This is a genomic window from Ensifer sesbaniae (genome assembly GCF_013283665.1).
GTDB classification, from domain to species: Bacteria; Pseudomonadota; Alphaproteobacteria; order Rhizobiales; family Rhizobiaceae; genus Ensifer; species Ensifer sesbaniae.
Window position 1 is genome coordinate 620,003 of the sequence record NZ_JABEKU010000002.1, and the last position, 19,026, is coordinate 639,028.

Annotated in this window: 17 protein-coding genes; 3 read left to right on the forward strand and 14 right to left on the reverse strand. The window is 63.7% G+C overall.

The features are described 5' to 3' along the window. Position 1: 1 nt before the first annotated feature. Positions 2-1,246 carry a sensor histidine kinase gene (locus tag BHMPCIPO_RS20655; RefSeq protein WP_173518705.1) on the forward strand — a complete coding sequence of 415 codons (1,245 nt, stop codon included), beginning with the start codon at positions 2-4 and terminating at the stop codon, positions 1,244-1,246. A gap of 1 nt (position 1,247) precedes the next feature. Here the strand turns inward: BHMPCIPO_RS20655 and BHMPCIPO_RS20660 are convergent, their stop codons facing one another. Next, positions 1,248-1,949, reverse strand: a complete 702-nt coding sequence (locus BHMPCIPO_RS20660; protein WP_282439088.1) for a phosphoribosyltransferase — start codon at positions 1,947-1,949, stop codon at positions 1,248-1,250. Between the two features lie 172 nt (positions 1,950-2,121). On the opposite strand from BHMPCIPO_RS20660, the gene BHMPCIPO_RS20665 reads away from it, so the two are divergent. Next, positions 2,122-3,297, forward strand: coding sequence for a M20 aminoacylase family protein (locus BHMPCIPO_RS20665; RefSeq protein ID WP_173518707.1), 1,176 nt, complete (start codon positions 2,122-2,124; stop codon positions 3,295-3,297). 144 nt (positions 3,298-3,441) lie between these two features. On the opposite strand, the gene BHMPCIPO_RS20670 is transcribed toward BHMPCIPO_RS20665, so the two are convergent. The 7 genes from BHMPCIPO_RS20670 to BHMPCIPO_RS20700 form a co-directional block, all read right to left on the reverse strand. Next, a complete protein-coding gene (locus BHMPCIPO_RS20670) occupies positions 3,442-5,229 on the reverse strand; it encodes an adenine deaminase (RefSeq protein ID WP_173518708.1) in 1,788 nt (595 codons plus the stop codon). Beyond that, positions 5,226-6,146, reverse strand: coding sequence for a nucleoside hydrolase (locus BHMPCIPO_RS20675; RefSeq protein WP_173520118.1), 921 nt, complete (start codon positions 6,144-6,146; stop codon positions 5,226-5,228). Before BHMPCIPO_RS20675 ends, BHMPCIPO_RS20670 begins: the two co-directional genes overlap by 4 nt. Before the next feature lie 5 nt (positions 6,147-6,151). Next, positions 6,152-7,180, reverse strand: a complete 1,029-nt coding sequence (locus BHMPCIPO_RS20680; protein WP_173518709.1) for an ABC transporter ATP-binding protein — start codon at positions 7,178-7,180, stop codon at positions 6,152-6,154. Continuing rightward, positions 7,173-7,952 (reverse strand): ABC transporter permease, encoded by a 780-nt coding sequence (locus BHMPCIPO_RS20685; RefSeq protein ID WP_173518710.1) that lies wholly within the window; start codon positions 7,950-7,952, stop codon positions 7,173-7,175. Before BHMPCIPO_RS20685 ends, BHMPCIPO_RS20680 begins: the two co-directional genes overlap by 8 nt. Next, complete coding sequence (locus tag BHMPCIPO_RS20690) at positions 7,949-8,776, reverse strand: ABC transporter permease (RefSeq protein WP_173518711.1); 828 nt, start codon at positions 8,774-8,776, stop codon at positions 7,949-7,951. Before BHMPCIPO_RS20690 ends, BHMPCIPO_RS20685 begins: the two co-directional genes overlap by 4 nt. Before the next feature lie 105 nt (positions 8,777-8,881). Then, positions 8,882-9,904 carry an ABC transporter substrate-binding protein gene (locus BHMPCIPO_RS20695; protein WP_173518712.1) on the reverse strand — a complete coding sequence of 341 codons (1,023 nt, stop codon included), beginning with the start codon at positions 9,902-9,904 and terminating at the stop codon, positions 8,882-8,884. Then, positions 9,901-10,974 carry a LacI family DNA-binding transcriptional regulator gene (locus BHMPCIPO_RS20700; RefSeq protein WP_173518713.1) on the reverse strand — a complete coding sequence of 358 codons (1,074 nt, stop codon included), beginning with the start codon at positions 10,972-10,974 and terminating at the stop codon, positions 9,901-9,903. The genes BHMPCIPO_RS20695 and BHMPCIPO_RS20700 overlap by 4 nt, the downstream gene beginning before the upstream one ends. Before the next feature lie 342 nt (positions 10,975-11,316). Between BHMPCIPO_RS20700 and BHMPCIPO_RS20705 the strand changes: the two genes are divergently transcribed. Further along, on the forward strand, positions 11,317-12,024 hold the full coding sequence (locus BHMPCIPO_RS20705) for an OmpW/AlkL family protein (RefSeq protein WP_173518714.1): 708 nt from the start codon (positions 11,317-11,319) through the stop codon (positions 12,022-12,024). Between the two features lie 69 nt (positions 12,025-12,093). Here the strand turns inward: BHMPCIPO_RS20705 and BHMPCIPO_RS20710 are convergent, their stop codons facing one another. From BHMPCIPO_RS20710 to BHMPCIPO_RS20735, 6 genes are all read right to left on the reverse strand, one after another. Then, positions 12,094-12,513, reverse strand: coding sequence for a CBS domain-containing protein (locus BHMPCIPO_RS20710; RefSeq protein WP_173518715.1), 420 nt, complete (start codon positions 12,511-12,513; stop codon positions 12,094-12,096). 79 nt (positions 12,514-12,592) lie between these two features. Continuing rightward, positions 12,593-14,728: a glycoside hydrolase gene (locus BHMPCIPO_RS20715; RefSeq protein ID WP_173520119.1), complete on the reverse strand. Its 2,136-nt coding sequence runs from the start codon at positions 14,726-14,728 to the stop codon at positions 12,593-12,595. A 29-nt stretch (positions 14,729-14,757) separates the two neighbouring features. Further along, positions 14,758-15,756 (reverse strand): glycosyltransferase family 2 protein, encoded by a 999-nt coding sequence (locus tag BHMPCIPO_RS20720; protein ID WP_173518716.1) that lies wholly within the window; start codon positions 15,754-15,756, stop codon positions 14,758-14,760. A 54-nt stretch (positions 15,757-15,810) separates the two neighbouring features. Next, a complete protein-coding gene (locus BHMPCIPO_RS20725; RefSeq protein WP_173518717.1) occupies positions 15,811-16,200 on the reverse strand; it encodes a VanZ family protein in 390 nt (129 codons plus the stop codon). Positions 16,201-16,335: 135 nt separating this feature from the next. Continuing rightward, a complete protein-coding gene (locus BHMPCIPO_RS20730) occupies positions 16,336-17,499 on the reverse strand; it encodes a glycosyltransferase family 4 protein (RefSeq protein WP_246304615.1) in 1,164 nt (387 codons plus the stop codon). A gap of 262 nt (positions 17,500-17,761) precedes the next feature. After that, on the reverse strand, positions 17,762-19,021 hold the full coding sequence (locus BHMPCIPO_RS20735; RefSeq protein ID WP_173518719.1) for a glycosyltransferase family 4 protein: 1,260 nt from the start codon (positions 19,019-19,021) through the stop codon (positions 17,762-17,764). Positions 19,022-19,026 lie beyond the last annotated feature (5 nt).

The following is a 19,026-nucleotide window of genomic DNA, read 5'->3' on the forward strand; positions in this document are numbered from 1 at the left end:
GATGCGCAGCCGGCTGTTCCTGAAGATCTACCTGACACTGCTGGCGAGCCTTGCGGCGGTCGCCATCGCCAGTGCCGCGTTCGTGTGGCTGGGGCAGGACGAGGATGACTCCAGTTGGCAGAGCCAGCGCGCCCGTTTCGTCGCGACGCTTATCCCGCCCGACATGGACCGGCAGTCGGTCGAGGAGACGCTGGAGCGTTTTTCAAAGGGCTTAGGCGCCGACATCGCCGTCTATGATCCGCAAGGCAAGCTGATCGCTAATGCCGGCCGGCCGCTACCACCTGGCGCGGTAAACGGATCGTGGCCTCATGGCAGGGGCCGGTTCCATACCATGGTGACCGCGTTGCCCGACGGACGCACGGTGGCCGTGCGCATGGCGCCGCCTTTCCGCCCGTCCGGCCGCAATCCGCTCGCCTATCTGGCCTTGATTGCCGGCGTCATCGGGCTTGCAGCCTATCCGGTCGTGCGCCACCTGACCCGTCGGCTGGAGCGGCTGCGCGCAGGCGTGGATGCCTGGGGCACCGGCGATTTCGTGGCGCGCGTGCCCGACGATGGCAGCGACGAGGTTGCGGCGGTGGCGAAGAGCTTCAACAAGGCCGCCGATCATGTCGAGCGGCTGATCAAGTCACACCGCGCACTTCTCGCCAATGCCAGCCACGAACTGCGCTCACCGCTCGCGCGCCTGCGGATGGCGATCGACCTCTATGAACAGGCCCCGGACGACAACCGCAAGGAGGAGATCGTCCGCAACCTTGCAGAGCTCGACACCCTGGTCGAGGAGATCCTGCTGGCAAGCCGGCTTGACCACATAGAGAGGCTCGACGCGCTCGAACCCATCGATCTTCTGGCGTTGGTCTCGGAAGAAGGCGCGCGCAACGGCGTCGACGTCACCGGCGCCGCCGCGATCGTCAGAGGCGATGCGCGCTTACTCGGCAGGCTCGTGCGCAATCTCATGCAGAACGCGCTGCGCCACGGTCGTCCTCCTGTCACGGCCACCGTTTCGCGGGCAGGCGGCACGGTTGAACTCAGGGTTCGCGATCACGGCCCGGGCGTGCCGGAGAACGAGAGCACTCGTGTTTTCGAGCCCTTCTACCGCCCCTCGGGACGCGGCGAGGCCTCAGGCGGCTGGGGATTGGGGCTGGCCTTGGTGCGCCAGATCGCCGAGCGCCACGGCGGCGCGGTCCGCTATCAGGCTCCGTCGGACGGGGGCGCCTGCTTCGTCGTATCGCTTCCGGCGCATCAATAACTTAAACGGGACGCCAGATGCCATTCTCGTCGCGCTGAAGCATCGGCGTGTGGAACACTCCGACAACACGCTGAAGCCAATGGGGTGCAAGCTCGGCGAGCGGTTGGCGCCAGCGCTCGGTCTGCAGCATGGCAGCGCCGATCGCAACCGGTGCGATACCGCAGGCGTCCATCAGCGTGAGTCCTGCAACGATCGACGTGCCGCTGGAGATTACATCGTCGATCAGCGCCACGCGTTTCCCCTTCAGCAGCGGCAGCATGCGCGGATCGACATAGAGCCGCTTCTTCTGGTCGGGCGTGGTGATCGAAGACAGCGGCACCGACAGGTCATCCACGTACCAGAACTTCCGGGACGTCCCGAGCGGCACGTAGCGGCTATGGCCGAGCTTGCGTGCAACGGCGGAGGCAAGCGTCAGACCGAGCGTCGGCAGGCCGGCAACGACGTCAGGCTCGAAGGCGGTAAGCTTCGCCGCGAGTTCCGTTGCCAGAGCATCCTCGACGGCAAAACTGGCCTGATTGACGATCAGCGAAGCGAGCGCGTGCTTGCCGTCGCCGAGCGGCCGGATCGGCAACAGGATTTGGCTGTTATCACCAAGTGTCGCCGGGAAGAAATCCCGATATCCCGCCTGAATGTCGAAGCTTTTCGGCGGATAGATATCCTGCCAGAAGTCGTGGGGCTGCATCGGTTTCGTCCTCGTCTGCATGCTTTCGCCCGGAATGAAGGCGATCAAAAAGGCCCGGCTTGCTGTTCTGGTCCCGGCGGTTTTCGTCTATACCGTTTGCGACTTCGATCAAACCGAAAGGGCACCGCAGGCCGAGCAAAGCGTGCGGAATTCACAAGCCCCTTCACCGGATGAAACATGGGAATGCCTGCCGATGCGCCTGCCAGACGGAATAGCCGACGACCTCACCTTCCTCACCGACCTCCGTCGCGATCTGCATGCTCATCCGGAATTGGGTTTCGAGGAGGTGCGCACCAGCGACCTCGTTGCCAAATGGCTTGAAGAGGCAGGCTTAAGGGTTCACCGGGGCCTGGGGAAAACCGGCGTCATCGGCACGCTGCAGGTGGGCAATGGAACGCGGTCGATCGGCCTTCGCGCCGACATGGACGCGCTTGCCATGCCGGAGATCGCCGATCGCCCCTACAAATCCCGGGAGCCCGGCAAGATGCATGCCTGCGGCCATGACGGCCACACGGCGATGCTGCTTGGCGCTGCCCGCCATCTCGCGAAGACCCGCAATTTCTCCGGCACCGTGCACTTTATCTTCCAGCCGGCCGAAGAGGGGCGAGGCGGCGCGAAGCGCATGGTCGAGGATGGACTCTTCGAGCTCTTCCCCTGCGATGCCGTTTACGGCCTGCACAATATGCCCGGCCTCGATCCGGATGAAATGGCCGTCGTCGCGGGCCCCCAGCTTGCCTCATCGGATAGCTGGCGGCTCACCTTCCGCGGCGTCGGCACCCACGGCGCCAAGCCGCATCTCGGTCGCGATCCGGTAACGGCATCAGGCACCTTCCTCGCCTCGCTGCAATCGATCGTCGGCCGTGTCGTCGATCCGCTGCAGCCGGCCGTCGTCAGCGCCTGTTCCGTGCGCGCCGGCGACCCGAAGGCGCTGAACGTCATTCCCGATGTGGTGGAGATCGGCGGTACCGCGCGTGCCTACACGCCCGAAGTCCGCGACCAGCTCGAAACGGAGATCGGCCGGCTCGCACGCGGCACGGCCGAAATGTACGGGATTTCCGTCGACTATGAATTCGAGCGCCGCATTCCGCCTGTCGTCAACGACGCCGATGCCAGTGCGCGGGCGTTGAAGGCGGCCCAGACGATCTTCGGTGCGAAGACCCGCACGGCGTTCCCGCCCTCGACGGCAGGCGACGACTTCGCCTTCTTCGGGCTCGAAGCGCCCGGCTGCTACGTCTGGCTCGGCAACGGGCCCGCCGTCGATGGCGCGCTCCACCACAACACTGCCTATGATTTCAACGATGCGGCGATCGGGCCGGGCGTTGCCTTCTGGTCGACGCTGGTCGAGCAGGAACTCGCACCGGCCGGATAGCGCGTACCAGGCGAAGAGACGGAAGGCCGTCCGGAAGCGCCCGATCCCAGACGCTTAGATCGTTTTCCTGAAGCGTGAGGCGATCTGCTGCTGCGGATTTGCTCCCCGCTTTCACGAGCCGCCCTGGCGGGCAGCTCATGCAGTTCACGCTTCAAGCACTTCCAGAACAGGGCTTTCCATCAGCTTGCCGGTGACGACATCGGCGATGCCGCGGTCGGTCTGGTGCGGTCCTGCGTTGCAAGCGAGCGTCGCACCGAAGCAGGCCTTGAAGACCAGATAAGGCGGTTGCCAGTCGACGATGCGGCCGACGGCCTCCCGGAGTTCGGCAAAGCTTGCGGCGACCTCTTCCAGTGGATCCTCCGAAACCAGTCCGGCGAGCGGCAACGGCAGGAGCGCGTCGACCTTGCCGCCGGACGCCGCGGCCATGCCGCCGCCGGCAGCGATCACCGCGTTGGCGGCGACCGCCATATCCTCGGCATTGCCACCGAAGACGGTGAGGTTATGGCTGTCATGCGAGACGGTGGTCGCAAAGGCGCCGCGCCAGTGGCCCCAGCCTGACAGGAGACCGACCCGCGGCCGGCTGTCGGCGCGCCCGTGCCGATGCGCCACCGCGATCATGGTCGTACCTTCGGGCGGAACGACGAAGCCGTCCTCGACTTCGGCAATGGCTTCGGCCCACTGGGTAAAGCGCGGGCGATCGATGATCGCGACGCGCACTTTCACGCCATCCGCGCCAATGCGGAAATCGTTCTCCGAAAGCGGGGCGATCTTCATCGTGCCGTGCAGCCTATCGGCAGCGAGACCGATCAACGGCTCGATCATCCGGCCGGCACTGGCAATCGTTTTGCCGCTTGCGACGACCGTGCGTGCACGAAATTCGACGAGATCGTCGAAGAGCACGATATCCGCCCGACGCCCTGGCGCGATCACACCGAGGTCGTTTCGGCCCAGCCGAACCGCCCCATTCAGCGTCGCCGCCCGAAGCGCCCATTCAGCGGGCAGCCCATAGCGGACCAGCCGGCGAACGACGTCGTCGAGGCCGCCGGCCTCGGCGAGATCGTCGGGGAAAACGTCGTCGGTGCAGAGCGTCACCGTTTGGGGAAGATGGCCCAAGCCGTTGAGCGTCTTGACGAATTCCGGCAGCAAGTGATCGTGCGAGCCGCGCAATTCGATCGACAGACCTGCCCTGAGCTTTTCCATCAGATCATCGCCCGAAACGAGCTCATGGTCAGAGCTGACGCCTGCCGTGACGAAAGCCTGCAAATCGGCGCCCTCAAGGCCGCGCGCATGACCGTTGACCGGCTTGCGGGCTGCGAGCCCCGCCTGGACGATCGCGCTGATCCGCGCCTCGCCGTCGATGACGCCGCGCATGTTCATCATCTCGGCGATGCCGCCGATTTCCGGCCAGCTCAGGATGTCGGCGATCACGCCGGCATCGAAATCGGCGCCGGCCCGTTCCAGCCCGGGTGCAGACGGCACGCTGGAGGGCGCCAGCAAGACCGTGCGCAGTGGCAGCCCGGCAATGGCATCCGCGGCCCAGCGCACGCCGGCGACGCCGTTGACATTGCCGAACTCGTGCGGATCCCAGACGACGGTCGTGACGCCACGCGGCAGCACCGCGTTGGCGTAATTCGCCGGCGTCACCATCGAGCTTTCGACATGCATATGCGTATCGATCAGGCCCGGGGAAACGAAGGCGCCGCTCGCGTCGATGACGGTCGCCGCATCGCCGCGCGCCCCGGGCTCATGGACGCTCGCAATCAACGCTCCGACAATGCCGATATCGGCCGGCCGAAGCTCGCCCGTCACCACGTCCACCAGCGTCCCGCCCTGTATCAGGACCTCAAACGGTTCGTCGCCGCGCGCTGCTGCCACGGCTCGAGTGCGGAGCGCTGCATCCATCAGGACTTGAGGCTGCTGTGCGGCACTCATTGCTGCGCCTCCTTCATCAGGGCGCCGAGGATCTGTGCTCGGGTCGTTTCCACATGAGCATCGACCGCGTATTCAGCATTGAAGGTCCCATGGCTTTCGCGCGTTTCGACGACGGTGCGCCCGCGCGTGAGCGAGCCGCCGAGCTCGACATCGATACGCGCACTTCGGAAGGAGACAGCCCCCGGATTGACGAAGGCGACGGCGGCGCAAGGGTCATAGATCGCCATGCCCGGCCGGCCGCGGCTGGTGCCGATCGAGATGTATCCGGCAAGCAGATCGGCGATCAGCGCCGCATTGGCGCCGCCGGCCGAACGGATCGGTGCCACGTCGGCCGGGTAGGCGAAGACCTTGCGGCAAAGATCGAGATCGACCATGCGCAGCGGCAAGCCGTGCGCGATTACGATGGCCAGTGCCTCCGGATCGGCGAAGGCGTTGAATTCGGCGGAAGCCGTATGGTTGCCGCTCGTGACACCGCCGCCCATCCAGGTGAGATCGGTGATGCGCGCGGCAAGGTCCGGGCGGGCAAGGCAGAGTGCGGCGAGATTGGTGAGTGGCCCGAGCGCAAGCACCCGCCTCGGCCCAGCCTGCTCCAGCCAGGCGCAAAGCGCTGCGAAGGCGTCGCTCGATGGCAGCACATCGGCTTGCGGCAGCGTCAGCCCGGCGGTTGGCATGCCGGCTTCGCCGAGGATGCGCTCAGCGGTTTCGAGCTTGCCGAGCACCGGCAGGGCGCGCCCTTCATGGATGGGGAAGCTCCAGCCGAAGGCGAGGGTCGCGCTCGCAGCATTGCGCTTCACCTGATCCAGCGGCGTATTGCCGAAGACGAGCGACACGCCATCGATCTCTTCACCGGCATGGAGGACGACAAGCACTGCGGCAATGTCGTCGAAGCCCATGTCCGTATCGATCCAGACACCCATGGACGTCAACCGAACTTCTTGAGGCGGGCGGCCTTGTCGACCGGCAGGTCGAAGGCGATGGCAGTGCCGGTTTCACGCGCTGCGAGCGCGGCATCCTCTTCCGCTTTGATGGCGCCGAGCGGCGTATCGAGCAGATATTCGCGCGTGCTGCCGGAGAAAGAGGCTCCGCGCACGGTGCCCTGGAAAGGACCTGAGCCCAGGGTCACCATGCGCGGACGCCACGCAAGCCCTGCCGTGTCAGGCGGCAGGGATCCGGAAAGTTCGAGTGGGCCGTTGCCGGCCTTGAGCTTGCCGCCCTCTACGGCAAAGATGTTTTCGAAACCGACGAAATCGGCGACGAAACGCGAGGTCGGGCGGTTGTAGATGTCCTCGGGCGTGCCGATCTGCTCGATCGCGCCGTTCAGCATGACGACGATGCGGTCCGCCAGCGACAGGGCCTCGCCCTGGTCATGGGTGACGAAGATCATCGTGACGCCGGTTTCCTTTTGCACACGCTGCAGTTCCGTACGCATTTCGAGGCGAAGGCGGGCATCGAGGTTCGACAGCGGCTCGTCGAGCAAGAGCACCTTCGGCTCCATCACCATCGAGCGCGCCAGCGCGACGCGCTGCTGCTGGCCGCCGGAAAGTTCGCCCGGTTTGCGGGCGGAGAATTTCGAAAGGCCGACCGATTTCAGCCCGGTCGTCACCTTGCTCTCGATCTCGTTCGCCGGCAGCTTCTTCAGCCGCAGGCCGAAGGCGACGTTCTCGAACACGGTCAGGTGCGGGAACAGCGCATAGGACTGGAAGACGAGGCCCACCGAGCGCTTGTTCGCGGAAACGCGGGTGATATCGGCGCCGTCGAGCCTGATCGCACCGGAGGCCGGCGAGAGAAGGCCTGCGATCGAGCGCATCGTCGTGGTCTTGCCGCAGCCCGAGGGGCCCAGGAATGCCACCAGCTCGCCCTTGCGGATCGAAAGGTCGAGATCCTTCACCGCAACGGTGTCGCCGTAGGCGAGCGTCAGTTTTTCAAGGCTGAGGAAGGCGGCGTCAGACATAGCGAGAGAATCCCAGGAAGCGTTCGGCAAGGAAGACGATGCCAATGGACATGAAGGCGAGCAGTGCGGAGAGGGCTGCGACCGACGGATCGTAGGTGATCTCCATATAGGAGAGCATGTCGATCGGCAGCGTGCGCACGCCCGGGCCGGAGAGGAAGAGCGACACCGGCACCTGGTTGAAGCTCGTGACGAAGCCGAGGATGAAGGCGGCGAGAATGCCGCTGCGGATATTCGGCATTACCACCCGGAAAAAGGCGCCCGCGCGAGAAGAGCCGAGCAGCACCGCCGCCTCCTCGATATCGGAGCGCAGGTTGTTGAGGCTCGCAGAGACGACACGCACAGCATAGGGCAGAACCAGCGCCGTGTGCGCCAGGAACAGCACGAGCGTGATGTTGAAGCCGAAGGGCACGACGATATAGCGCAGGAGCGCCAGGCCGACGATGATGCCGGGCACGATGATCGGCAGCGAGACGATGGTTCTGACCGTTTCGCCAAAGGGCAGCTTGTAGCGCGAAAGCGCGTAGGACGCGGGTACCCCGAGGACGAGGGCTGCGGCTGTGCCGCCGATCGCAAGCAGCATCGAGATCGCGAAGCTCTCGCGGAAGCTCTCGACCGTGAAGACCTTCGCGACCCATTGCAGCGAGAAGCCCTGCGGCGGGAAAGCGAGCGTCTCGCCGCCGGAAAGCGAGGCGGCAACGATGATGAAGAACGGCCCGATCAGGAAGCCGATCACCAGGAAGAGAACGAGAGGCGTAAAGACGCGCGGTTTCATCGCTTGTTCCTCGCGGTGGCAAGCCGTTTCAGGAGAAGATTGGCGGCAAAGCTCATGACGATCAGGATGAAGGCGATGACGCTTGCCGAGACGAAGTCATTGGCGACGGTGACGCGCTGATAGAGCAGCGTTTCGAGCATCAGCACCTTGGAGCCGCCGAGGATCGCCGGCGTGATGTAGGCGGTAAGCGAGCCGGTGAAGACGAGCGTGCCGCCGATCACGAGGCCTTCCTTGGTCAGCGGCAGGATCACCTTGAAGAACACCTGGAACCAGTTGGCGCCGAGAACACGGGCCGCCGGGATTGCATCCTTCGGCATGTTTTCGAGCGCGCTGATCAGCGACAGGATCATCAGCGGCAGGAAGAGCTGCAAGAGGCCGATGAACACGGCGGTCTCTGTAAAGAGGAAACGGATCGGCTCGTCCGAGAGACCGACGAGCTGGAGCGCCTGGTTGACGATGCCGGTGCGGCCGAGGATGACGATCCAGGCATAGGTACGGGCGACCGACGAGATCATCAGCGGCAGCACGACGAGGCCGATCATCTGTCCCTTGCTGCGCGGCGTCAGATTGACGATCGCAAAGGCCGCAGCATAGCCGATGACGGCCGAAACGGCGGTGACCACCAGGCCGAGGCGGAAGGTGCGCAGGAAGACTGTGCGGTTCAATGGATCGGAGAAGAAGTTCGTATAGGCGACAAGCGACCAGCTATCGGCATTGCGAAAGCCTTCCGCCAGCAGGATCACCACCGGTGCGAGAAAGACGATCGCCGCAAAGACCGCCGCCGGCAGAGCGAGCGCCAGGGCTTCGGCGCGGTTCTGGAACATCCTTCTTCCTTTCACGGCATTCTAGGGCGTGTATCCTTACGCCCGTCGCATGAGGTCTCGACCGGCGGTCAGTGCCCGCCGGCGGAGGTAGCATTTTGTCTGGGCTTACTGGCCGACCTGTGCGTTCCATTCCGAGAGCCACGCCTCGCGATTGTCGAGGGCGACGGCGGACGGGATGAGCTTCAGGTTCTTCACGGTCTCTTCGCCGTAAGTGAGGTTTTCAGCGATCTCGGGCGAAACCTTCACGTCCTTGTTGGCCGGGCTGTCGACCAGCTTTTCGGCAAGCGCGGTCTGGATTTCGGTCGAGAGCCAGAAGTCCATGAACTGCAGCGCGAGCTCCTGGTTCTTGCCGCCCTTGGTCAGGACCATCACGTTCATGCCGCCGGTCTGTCCTTCCTTCGGCGTTGCCCACTTGATCGGCAGATCGAGCTTGGTGAAGCCTTCCCAGGAGAAGCGGCCGATCGGTGCCGCCCAGATTTCCTCCTGCTGCATCAGTTGCACGAGCTGCGAGGACTTGACGTAGAAGGTGACGATTTCGTCCTTTTTGGCGCCGACGGCAGCGATCGCATCCTTGAGATCAGGCGTGTTCTTGCCAAGCGCTTCGCCGACCATGTAGAGCGCCGGCGGGCCCTGGTTGGTGGTGACGTTCGGGAAGGCAACGTGGCTGGCATTCTTCTCGTCGAGAAGATCAGCCCAGGAGTTCACCACCATCTTGTCCGAGCGATAGACGATCGAGGTCGCATAGAAGGTGTAGCCGACGCTCATACCGTCGCCGTTCGGGTCCTTGGCGAGGTCATAGAGCTTGTTGAAGTTCTGGAGCTTCGAGGTGTCGATCTTTTCGATCAGGCCGGCGCGGGAGGCCGAAAGCGCATCGGCCATCGAGACCACCGCCATGTCGACGACCGGGCTTGCCTTGTTGGCTTCCATCTTCGCCAGGCGCTCGACGCTGTTGCCGGTCTCGACGACGAGCTTGCAGCCGCATTTCTGTTCGAACGGCGTATAGACCAGTTCCTTGAAGGCATCCTGGGCAAAGCCATAGACGGAAATGGTCAGCGTCTTTTCCTGAGCAGACGCGGCAGGGGCGGCGACGAGCAAGAGCGCGCTCGAGGCAAGCAGAAACTTTTTCATGGCTGGTGTCCTCCTTCGGTGACGGATGGGGCTGCGGTGGCAGTGGCTTGGATCAGTTGAGGTGGTGCGGCAGCCGATTGTCGGATGACAAGGTGCATCGGCACCTTGGCCTTCTCGGCAGTGACCGGCGCGCCGATTTCAGGATCGGACGGGTCGCGCTCGCGGATCGCCTTGACGAGCGCTGCGACGGCGATGGCCGCGATCTCGGTCATGTCCATGCGTGCAGTCGTCAGTGCCGGCGTGATGACCGGCGACCAGATGAGGTCGTCGAAGCCGGTAACGCTCGCCTTCTCCGGCACGTTGATGCCCGCACGCTGCAGTTCGGTCAGCGCCCGAAGCGCATGGAGATCGGAGATGCAGGCAAAGGCGGTGTAGCCTTCCGCCACCTTTTTGGCGAGCCCGAGCGGACAGCCCTTGCCAGCCAGTTTCTCCAGCGGCTCGATCCAGAGCGTATCGGTGTGGAACCCCTCGCCGAAGACCGATCGGATACCGCCGGCGCGGTCGTTCTGCACGTTCGAGGCGGGATTGTTGCCGATGATCAGTACGCGACGGTGCCCAAGCGCCTTCAGGTGCTCGGCAATCTGCTGGCCGCCGCCCCAATGGTCGGCGGCTACCGTGTTGCCCGGCGTCGACGGCGTATCGATGACGGCAACCGGACAACCGACATCGGCGATGCGGGTGCCCCGCCGGGGCACGATGACCAGGCCATCGACGTCGCGATCGATCAACCGCTCGATCGCCTTGGTCTGCGTCGAGACGTCACCGCGCGAGTCCGCGATCAGCACGCCGTAGCCGGAGGAGGAAGCAGCAAGTTCGATCGCCTGGGCAATCTGCGGGAAGAGCGGATTGGCGATATCGGGGAGAACGAGGCCGATGACGCCGGTGCGGCCGGTGCGCAGCGCCCTGCCCGCTTGGCTCGGCACATAACCGAGCTCGGCAGCCGTCGCGCGGATCTTTTCCACCATTTCGGCGGAGACGCGTCCCTTGCCCGAGAGCGCGTTCGAAACCGTGGCCGCGGACACGCCGAGCGTTCTGGCAATCCTCGTCAGTTTTGGTCCGGAACGCGCCAAGTCAGTGATTTCCGCCATCGCGTGATTAAACGATTAATCACGCGATATATCAGAATCCCGGGACTGTCGAATCCTTTTGTCGACTCGTTGCATTTTGCAATTTTCGAGGGAATTTCATCGTGGACGACAATCGCCTGCCCTTGTCAGGCAGGCATGCGCGGAATGCTGGCAAGCAGCCGCTGCGAATCCCCTTTCTCCCCAAGCACTTCGTGACTCGCGACTGCATTGATCCAGGACAACTCCTGAGACACCCGTCTTGAGCATAGTGCCGCCGGCCGCAGGGGTGCTGCGGCCGAACGCCCTGACCGGCGATGTTCAACTTCTTCTGGGGGTCCGGAAATCATGCCTACTCGCGCCATTTTGCCATCTGCCGTCTTCTTCGCCGCGCTTGCGGCGCCGCTCGCAATCGCGACGGCGGCAGATCTCTCCGAACCGAGCGCGGTCGCGGCACCGGAACTGCCCCTCGCCAGCGAGCCGAGCCCTTGGATGATCCGCGCCCGCGCACTGGCCGTCCTGCCGGATGACAAAGCCTCGCTCTCGCTGAACGGCACGGCACTTGACGGCGAAAAGGTCGGGGTCAGCAATTCCGTGGTGCCCGAGCTCGACATCACCTATTTCTTCACCGACAACATCGCGGCCGAACTGATCCTCGGCACGACGCCGCACACGGCGCGCGGCAGTGGCTCGATCGCCAGTCTCGGCGAAATCGGCAAGGCGTGGCTGCTGCCGCCGACCCTGACGCTGCAATACCATTTCAACGCAACGGAAACGATCAAGCCCTACATCGGCGCCGGCGTGAACTACACGGTGTTCTACAGCGAAGAGCCGCGCGGCGACTTCTCGAGCTTCAACATGAAGAACACCTTCGGCGTGGCGCTGCAGGCCGGCGTCGACATCAAGCTCGACGAACATTGGGGGCTGAACTTCGACGTCAAGAAACTGTTCCTGGAGCCCGAAGTCAACGCAACACTGCCCGGCGCAGGCGCGGTGAGCGGCAAGGTCAAGCTCGACCCCTGGCTGATCGGCACGGGCATCAGTTACCGCTTCTGATCCTCTCCGGACCGATCAAACAAATCGTTTGCGGCGCCGAGGACGGCGCCGCAGTCATTATGGCGGATCTCAGAGGTGATGGGCCGAAACTGCCCGGGCGAGTTCGCCTGTCAGCCGCCTGCTGCTCGCATGCGATATGTCGCCGAGCGACAGCATGCCGACCATGCGCTTGTTCTGATCGATCACGGGAAGGCGCCGGACCTGTTTCGCCTCCATCAGATGGACGGCGTGCTCGATCGTTTCGCTCGTACGACAATAGACGATATCCCTGGTCATGACGTCGCGCGCCGTCATCGAAGCGGGATCGCGCCCGTTGGCGAAGGCGCGCAAGGCGATGTCGCGGTCCGTGACCATGCCGATCAGGCGGTCGTTTTCGCCGACGGGCAAGGCGCCGATATCCTCATCCCTCATGATGCGCGCGATCGTCTTGAGATCGGTGTCGGGAGAGATCCAGCGAGCCCCGGGATGCATGGCTTCCGATATTCTCATTGTAACCTCCATTGCATGAAAACAGCGGAGCGTAGGCCGACATCGTGGCCATTCATTGATCCGGGGCGATGGGAAATCTCTATTGCAGCTCGAGAAGGAAATAGGTCGTCGGGCCGGAGGGAACATCGTTTGAAAGACGGAAGGTGACGGCGCCCTTCCCCTTCACGACCGGCGGATACACGGTGCCATCGAGACCGATCGGCGAAACGCTCCAGTTCTCGGCACTTCGCGCGAGCGAAAGGTCGGCGTAGCCTGCGCGGATCCGGACCGGCAATCGTCCGAAGTCCTCGATCACCTTCTCCTCGGCGTCGCGAAACGTCATATCGGTGTTCTGGGCATCGGTCGCCAGGATCACGAGGAAACGACGGCCCGCTGCCAGCGACGCGTCCGCGCCGAGCGCCGAGAGCGCGACGAGCCCGTTGCCATCCGCCCTTTCGATGCGCAGCACGCCGAGATCGATCGGCTCGCGCAGTGACGAATAGGCTGCGGCTTCGGTTGCCGCCGTTACCACGCGCAATTGTCCGGCAAAACGGTTCAAGAGGATCTCGCCGGTGCTGCTCTGGTAGATGCCGGCATCGATGTTCGTGCCGTTGTCGCTCGCGAGCGCGCCGCGTTGGCGCAGCGTGTCGAGGAGCCCCTCGGTGCTTTGCTGGCGTGGTTGCAGCACGGCAGGCGCTTCGCCGAGGCGCTCCAGGTCTTCCAGACCGATCCGGGCGATCAGCGCGAGGTCCGTCAGGTATTCCGGTTCGCGCGCCTGCATGTCGTCGGAAAGATCCTCTTCGCCACGCATGGCAAACGGGACAGTCAGGTCCGATGTCGCAACGTCACCACGGCGGTAAAGCAGCGCCGCCAGCGTCTCGCCGGCCCGCGCGACCGGATCGAGCGCGATGGCGTAGGGAAGCATCGCCTTCTTGTGGGCGAAAGGTTCGCCATAGGCGAGAACGATCGGGCCGTGACCATGACGGCAGAGCACGTCCCAGCCTTGCAGTGCCGCGTAGGCCGGCATCGCCAGCCCCGCCTCGTAGCGGTAGCGGTTCCAGAAGAGGTGATCATACTCGCTGATCACGAAGGGCCTGCCGAGCCAGCGCGCCGCGGCGATCATCCGGATATAGTTCACCCCGTCGGCAATGGAGCTTGCCTGGGTGGTTTTGCTTCCCGGCGCGTAGCCGCTGACCCAGTCGTGATAGCTGTTCATGGTCACGGCTTCGAGGCCGCGCCGGCTGAGCGACGCCTGGATCGTCGGCCAATTGTTGTAATTGCTGATCAGACCGCGGTAGCCAAGCCCGCGCAGAACCTCGCTCATGCGCGCGGTCGCTGCCCGTTCCGTTTCGACGAAGAAGGCCTGCAGATCGCGCAGCCGCGGGTTGTGGACATAGCGATCGGCCGGGAGCGCGATCGATCTCGCCTCGATCGTCTCGTCGGAGCGAAGGTTGGGCCACGCCTTGGCCAAGGCGTCAGTGGAGCCATAGCGTTTCGCAAGCCAGTTATTGAACGGCTTCTTGAGCAGCGGATCGTAGGGCGCCTTTCCGGGCCGATCGTGAACGACTGTGTCGAACTCCATCCCGTTCTCGTTGGCGAGGATCACGACCGCCAGGGCATCGTCGCGGATTGGCGCGACGCCCGTATAGGGGTTCACACGCCCAAGGATCGTCTCCTGCATGCGCTTCCAGTGAGCGAACGCCCCGTCATCGACGAACAGTTCGAGCTTGAGGTTTCCTCCATCGTCCCAACGATCGTCAAAGCCGCCATAGGCGCCGCGCAGCGACGAGAGGCCGTCGATCATCCAGTAGATGCCGTTCTTCTTCAGCGCCGCCAGCAGATAGTGGATGCGGTCGAGCGTCTCGGGGTCGTAGTCGAAATCCTTGTCGCGGCCGGACATCAGGCTGGCATCGACGAAATGCAGGCGGGCAAGATTGTAGCCGTGCATCGCCAGTTGTCGGGCGTAGCGGTCGGCCGTGTCGTGATCGGGAAATCCGCCGGAGGCCGGGCTCCAGGCGAGCGAAGCGCAAAGCATCCTTTCGGGTTTATCGGGCGAGCGCACGAATGCGAGCCGGCCATTGGCGCCGGCGACGAGACGATGCTCGGCGTCGATCGTGGTATTCGGCAGGAAAGAGGAGAAATCGAGCGGGCTGCCTTTGCGAACCTCGAGCGAAACTTCGCGCACCGGAAGCCACTGATCGGATGCGTGTACGCACGGGCCGAATGCCAGAAGCATCGCTGCCGCGGCGAACAGGCTTCGCCCGCTCACGCCGGGGCTCCGAGCAACTTGCTCTCGATCGGCGCATCGGGCTTGCGGCGCGCCCTGAAGAAGCCGACGGGCAGCGCCGCCGCATGGAAGAACCAGGCAACGACCGTATAAAGTCCCATGCTAAGTCCCCCCTTGCGCAGGCTCATGAGCCCGACGACGCCGGCAAGGATTGCAAGGACTGCGCCGAGAGCGAGGGCCTTGCTGGGCATGACCAGCAGCAGACCAAGCGATCCTGCCCACCAGAGATAGACCAGCGCCCAGAGCTTGAGTTCCGGCAATTCCCTGATGAGCTGGAAGAAATAGGGCTGGCCGATCGAAGCGCGCAGCAACTCGCCGATGCCGAACAGATACTTGCTCTTCCAGCGCCGAACCAGCAGCCGGTAGGAATTCTCCGTATGGCCGAAATGCCGAACGAAGCGCCGGTCGAGACGATGCAGCTTCCAGCCGGCACTGCGCAACCGGATGCCGAGGTCGAACTCTTCATAGCCATGGAGATTGCGGTCGGAGAGGTAGCCCACTGCCTCGATCGCCGCGCGCCGATAGAGGCCGCCGCCGTTCATGCGGTCGATCGCGCCGATGCGGTTCTCGGGCGCATTGCGTGTGACGCGCCGGGCAAATTCGAGGTTGGACGTCAGCATCTCCTGCACATGACCGGTGACGCCTGCGACCCCGGGATCATCGGCCAGGAACGCCTCCGCCACCTCGAGAAAGTCGTCGTCCAGCAGCATGTCGCCATCGAGCAGGCAGATGTGCTCGTGACGGGAATACTGGAAGCCGAGCTGGGGACCAATGCCGCAGCTTGGCCGCGCCGGCGGACTGATCTGGGCGATCACCACCGGGTAGCGCGAGGCGATCTCGATGGTCCGGTCCGAGGAGCCGCTGTCGGCGACGATGACCTCGCCGCCAGCGGTTTCGAGCGCCTTGAGCGCGCTCTCGATGGTGGCAGCAATGCGCTTTTCTTCATTCAGCGTCTTGATGATGACGGATACTGCCAACTGATCCCCCAATATCAGCAGTGCGTTCGCAACGCGTTCAGGTTGTCGTCGATCCTAGCTGCGATATTTTGCGTTTTGGTTTATCCGCCCCAATAAAGCGAGCAGGTGCGGCCGATAGCGGACGACGAGCCACCCGGACAAGACGCCACAGGCACCGCCGAGAAGCTTGACGGCAACATCCGTCACGCGCGCGTGGCGATCCGCGGATATCATCTGCAGGAGTTCGAAGCCGATTGCGGTGGCGAGTACGAGAACCAGCACGCGCCCGATCTGTCTCGGATAGGCGATCGCGAACAACAGTCCCAGCAGGCCGAAAGCGCCGAACCGCTCGAGATGGACGAGATGCCCGATGCGCGGTCGCAATTCGAGAGGCGATATCGTCGAATAGGCGATCACGGTAAAGAGGAGCCATGCGAAAAGGCCGGCAGCGCGTTTGATGTTCATTGTCAGCTTGTCTTCCAGGCGGCGTGCAAAGCACGGCAATCATCGAACGGTCCACGACGGCGCCCACCTGCTCGTTCGAAAGGCCGGGCGCTGTCGCATTTAATTGGCAGGGATCCGGCGAACGCGAAGGTCGGCCTACTTTGCCAGCAATGCGCTATACACTGCCGCGGTCTTTTGCGCCACGTTTGTCCAACTGTAGGTAGCTTCCGCATGAGCCGCGCGCTCGCGCACGTCCTCGTCGCTGAGCGGTGCGGCAAGCTTTGCGGCGATGCTGGCTGCAAGTGCATCGATGTCGCCCAGCGGAAAATACTCGTCGGGCGCAAGGTCCAGTTCCAGGTTGGGAACGATATCGCTTGCCAGCAAGGGAAGGCCGTAGGCCATTGCCTCCAACAGCGCGATCGGCATCCCCTCATGGCTTGAAGGCAGTACGAACAGGGCGGCGTTGGCGAAGAGCTCGGCCAGCCGGTCGCCGGACTGGAAGCCCGTAAGCACCACCCCCGGCACCTCGTCGGCGAGGGTCCTCACCTCCCGGACATAGGGCGTCTCAAACTCCGCGCCGCCGGCGATAACGAGCCGGACATCCGTCAATCCACATTTGGCGAAAGCTCTGATGAGATCGAGCTGCCGCTTCTCCGGGACCAATCGTGCGGCAAGCAGGATGTAGCGCCGAGGCGTCAGGCCAAATTCGCGGAGGATGCCGGCACTGCCGGACGGCGGCGTAATCGCGACCCCATTCGGAACCAGCGCCATCGACACACGATGACGCGCACGCATCGTCTGAACGATATCCTGCGATATCGCCACCCGCCCATTCGAGAACCGCATGCCGAGGAACTCACCGAGCCTCAGCGTCCGCCTGGCGAAGGCGCCCCATTTCTGCCGGTCATAGTCGTAACCATGGTGGGTGACGACAACCTTCAGTCCGAAAATGCGCGCAAGCGGCGTCATCAAAGCCGGGCCGATGGCGTGGATATGCAATACGTCCGGCCGCCGCCAGGCGGCAAGACATACGCCGAGAAATGTGTGAACGAGCGCCTCGAGAGCCATGCGGCGTGGCGACCAAAGAGGGATCACCTCCACCCCGTTCCAGGCATAGCAGTCGCCGTCCTGAAGATAGCGCCGACGCCCGACGACCTCGACATCCCAACCGTGGCCCAGAAGTTTGTCGGCGAGCATTTCGACATGCTTTTCGACACCCCCCTGTACGTTCGGAATACCGCGCAACCCCAGCATCATCACGCGCTTGCGCTCGCCTCTGGCTGCAACGGCTCCATTCTGGCCAGCGATGCCCCGTCGCATTCCAGAGTGAGCCGCGCCGCGCCGCGGCTTCTGCCCGCGTCCCTCGGACAACCCGGATTGTGCGATCTCCTGTGCAATCACCGGCTGCTGGTGATGACATCGCGAGACATCAGAGTTACTGCTCATGCGTCGCCTCGAAGGTTGTCCGCACTCGATTTCACGGCGAAATACTTATTAACCAAGTAAATATTTCATTCACCACTCATATAACTGACCGAAAACCATACGGCGAGCCCACATTACTACAAATTGTGCGCGACGGTTAACGGCGCCGCCCCTCCCCCGCCCCGAGCGATGCATAGAGGTCAAGGGTTCTGTCGCGATAGGCGGCGGCCGAGAATTCGCTGGCGATCCAACGCCGCCCCGCGGCCCCCATGGCAGTACGGTCGGAGACCGTGAGCGCCGCCATGCACGTCAGCACCCGCGCCAGATCGTCAGCGTCACCGGATAGGGCAGTCATCCCGGTCTCTCCTTCGCGGATCATTTCGGGGATGCCGCCGATCGACGCGCCAATTACGGGTCTTCCCAGCGCATAGGCTTCAAGCACGCTGATCGGCGCGTTCTCGTACCATTCGGACGGCAGGACCAGGGCACGTGATTCCCCAATCAGGCGATGCAAGGCCTCGCCGGAGAGATAGCCGGCAAAGGTGACATTGGCTCCGGTCTGTTCGACGAGCCGGCGAAGCATTGCTTCCTCGGGGCCGGTTCCGGCGATCACCACCCGCTGGCGCGACGATGCGGCAGCTCTTATCAAGGTCGCCAACCCCTTCTCTGGTGCCAGGCGTCCGGCGAAGACGAAATAGTCGCTCTCCGTCCATTGGTCGGAGTAGTCGTCGACATCGACAAAATTTGGAATGTGGACCATGCGCTCGCGCGGCCATCCCCACTCGACCAACTTCTCGACGTAGAACTCGCTTGGCACGACGATGCGATCCACCTGGTTGCTGTAGAGGCCGAGCGCGCGGTGGACCAGCGTTTCCGCGAGTACAACGGCACTCAGCGTCAGTTCCCCCTTGATGCAGCGGTGGCGCAGGACGTTGTAGACGTGTCCGCCGCGACAGTCCTCGCAGACGGTGCCGTCGCGCAGCATCTTGTAGGAGGGGCAGGCAAGTTTCAGGTCGTGCGCTGTCATGACGACGGGGATGCCGGCCTGCTTCAGCGTCGAGAAGATCGCCGGCGACAGATGATGGTAGACGTTATGGGCGTGGGCAATCGAGGGCCGGACACTGTGTATCAGCCGGTCGATGTTGCGCTGGGCCTCGCGCGAGTAGATGACGCTTGCGGCCTGCACGACCTTGCGCAACAGATTGGTGCGCCGGCCGTATTCGATCTCGGAGACGAAGTGGTCGGACCAAGGCGAAGGCTCGTTGTCCTCATGCTGCATGGCAAAGGGCACCACGTCCCAGCCAATCTCGCCAAACATCTTCATATGGTCGAAAAACACCGCTTCGGCGCCGCCGCGGCGATAGAAGTAGTTGTTGATAGCGAGCAGCCTGCTATCGCCGTTTCCCTGGCCAGACATGCCGC

What these genes read in the sequence shown, in the direction of transcription:
- BHMPCIPO_RS20655 (WP_173518705.1), top strand. Translation starts at nt 2, where the DNA reads ATGCGCAGCCGGCTGTTCCTGAAGATCTACCTGACACTGCTGGCGAGC.
- BHMPCIPO_RS20660 (WP_282439088.1), bottom strand. Translation starts at nt 1,949, where the DNA reads ATGCAGACGAGGACGAAACCGATGCAGCCCCACGACTTCTGGCAGGAT.
- BHMPCIPO_RS20665 (WP_173518707.1), top strand. Translation starts at nt 2,122, where the DNA reads ATGCGCCTGCCAGACGGAATAGCCGACGACCTCACCTTCCTCACCGAC.
- BHMPCIPO_RS20670 (WP_173518708.1), bottom strand. Translation starts at nt 5,229, where the DNA reads ATGAGTGCCGCACAGCAGCCTCAAGTCCTGATGGATGCAGCGCTCCGC.
- BHMPCIPO_RS20675 (WP_173520118.1), bottom strand. Translation starts at nt 6,146, where the DNA reads ATGGGTGTCTGGATCGATACGGACATGGGCTTCGACGACATTGCCGCA.
- BHMPCIPO_RS20680 (WP_173518709.1), bottom strand. Translation starts at nt 7,180, where the DNA reads ATGTCTGACGCCGCCTTCCTCAGCCTTGAAAAACTGACGCTCGCCTAC.
- BHMPCIPO_RS20685 (WP_173518710.1), bottom strand. Translation starts at nt 7,952, where the DNA reads ATGAAACCGCGCGTCTTTACGCCTCTCGTTCTCTTCCTGGTGATCGGC.
- BHMPCIPO_RS20690 (WP_173518711.1), bottom strand. Translation starts at nt 8,776, where the DNA reads ATGTTCCAGAACCGCGCCGAAGCCCTGGCGCTCGCTCTGCCGGCGGCG.
- BHMPCIPO_RS20695 (WP_173518712.1), bottom strand. Translation starts at nt 9,904, where the DNA reads ATGAAAAAGTTTCTGCTTGCCTCGAGCGCGCTCTTGCTCGTCGCCGCC.
- BHMPCIPO_RS20705 (WP_173518714.1), top strand. Translation starts at nt 11,317, where the DNA reads ATGCCTACTCGCGCCATTTTGCCATCTGCCGTCTTCTTCGCCGCGCTT.
- BHMPCIPO_RS20710 (WP_173518715.1), bottom strand. Translation starts at nt 12,513, where the DNA reads ATGAGAATATCGGAAGCCATGCATCCCGGGGCTCGCTGGATCTCTCCC.
- BHMPCIPO_RS20715 (WP_173520119.1), bottom strand. Translation starts at nt 14,728, where the DNA reads ATGCTTCTGGCATTCGGCCCGTGCGTACACGCATCCGATCAGTGGCTT.
- BHMPCIPO_RS20725 (WP_173518717.1), bottom strand. Translation starts at nt 16,200, where the DNA reads ATGAACATCAAACGCGCTGCCGGCCTTTTCGCATGGCTCCTCTTTACC.
- BHMPCIPO_RS20730 (WP_246304615.1), bottom strand. Translation starts at nt 17,499, where the DNA reads ATGCGACGGGGCATCGCTGGCCAGAATGGAGCCGTTGCAGCCAGAGGC.
- BHMPCIPO_RS20735 (WP_173518719.1), bottom strand. Translation starts at nt 19,021, where the DNA reads ATGTCTGGCCAGGGAAACGGCGATAGCAGGCTGCTCGCTATCAACAAC.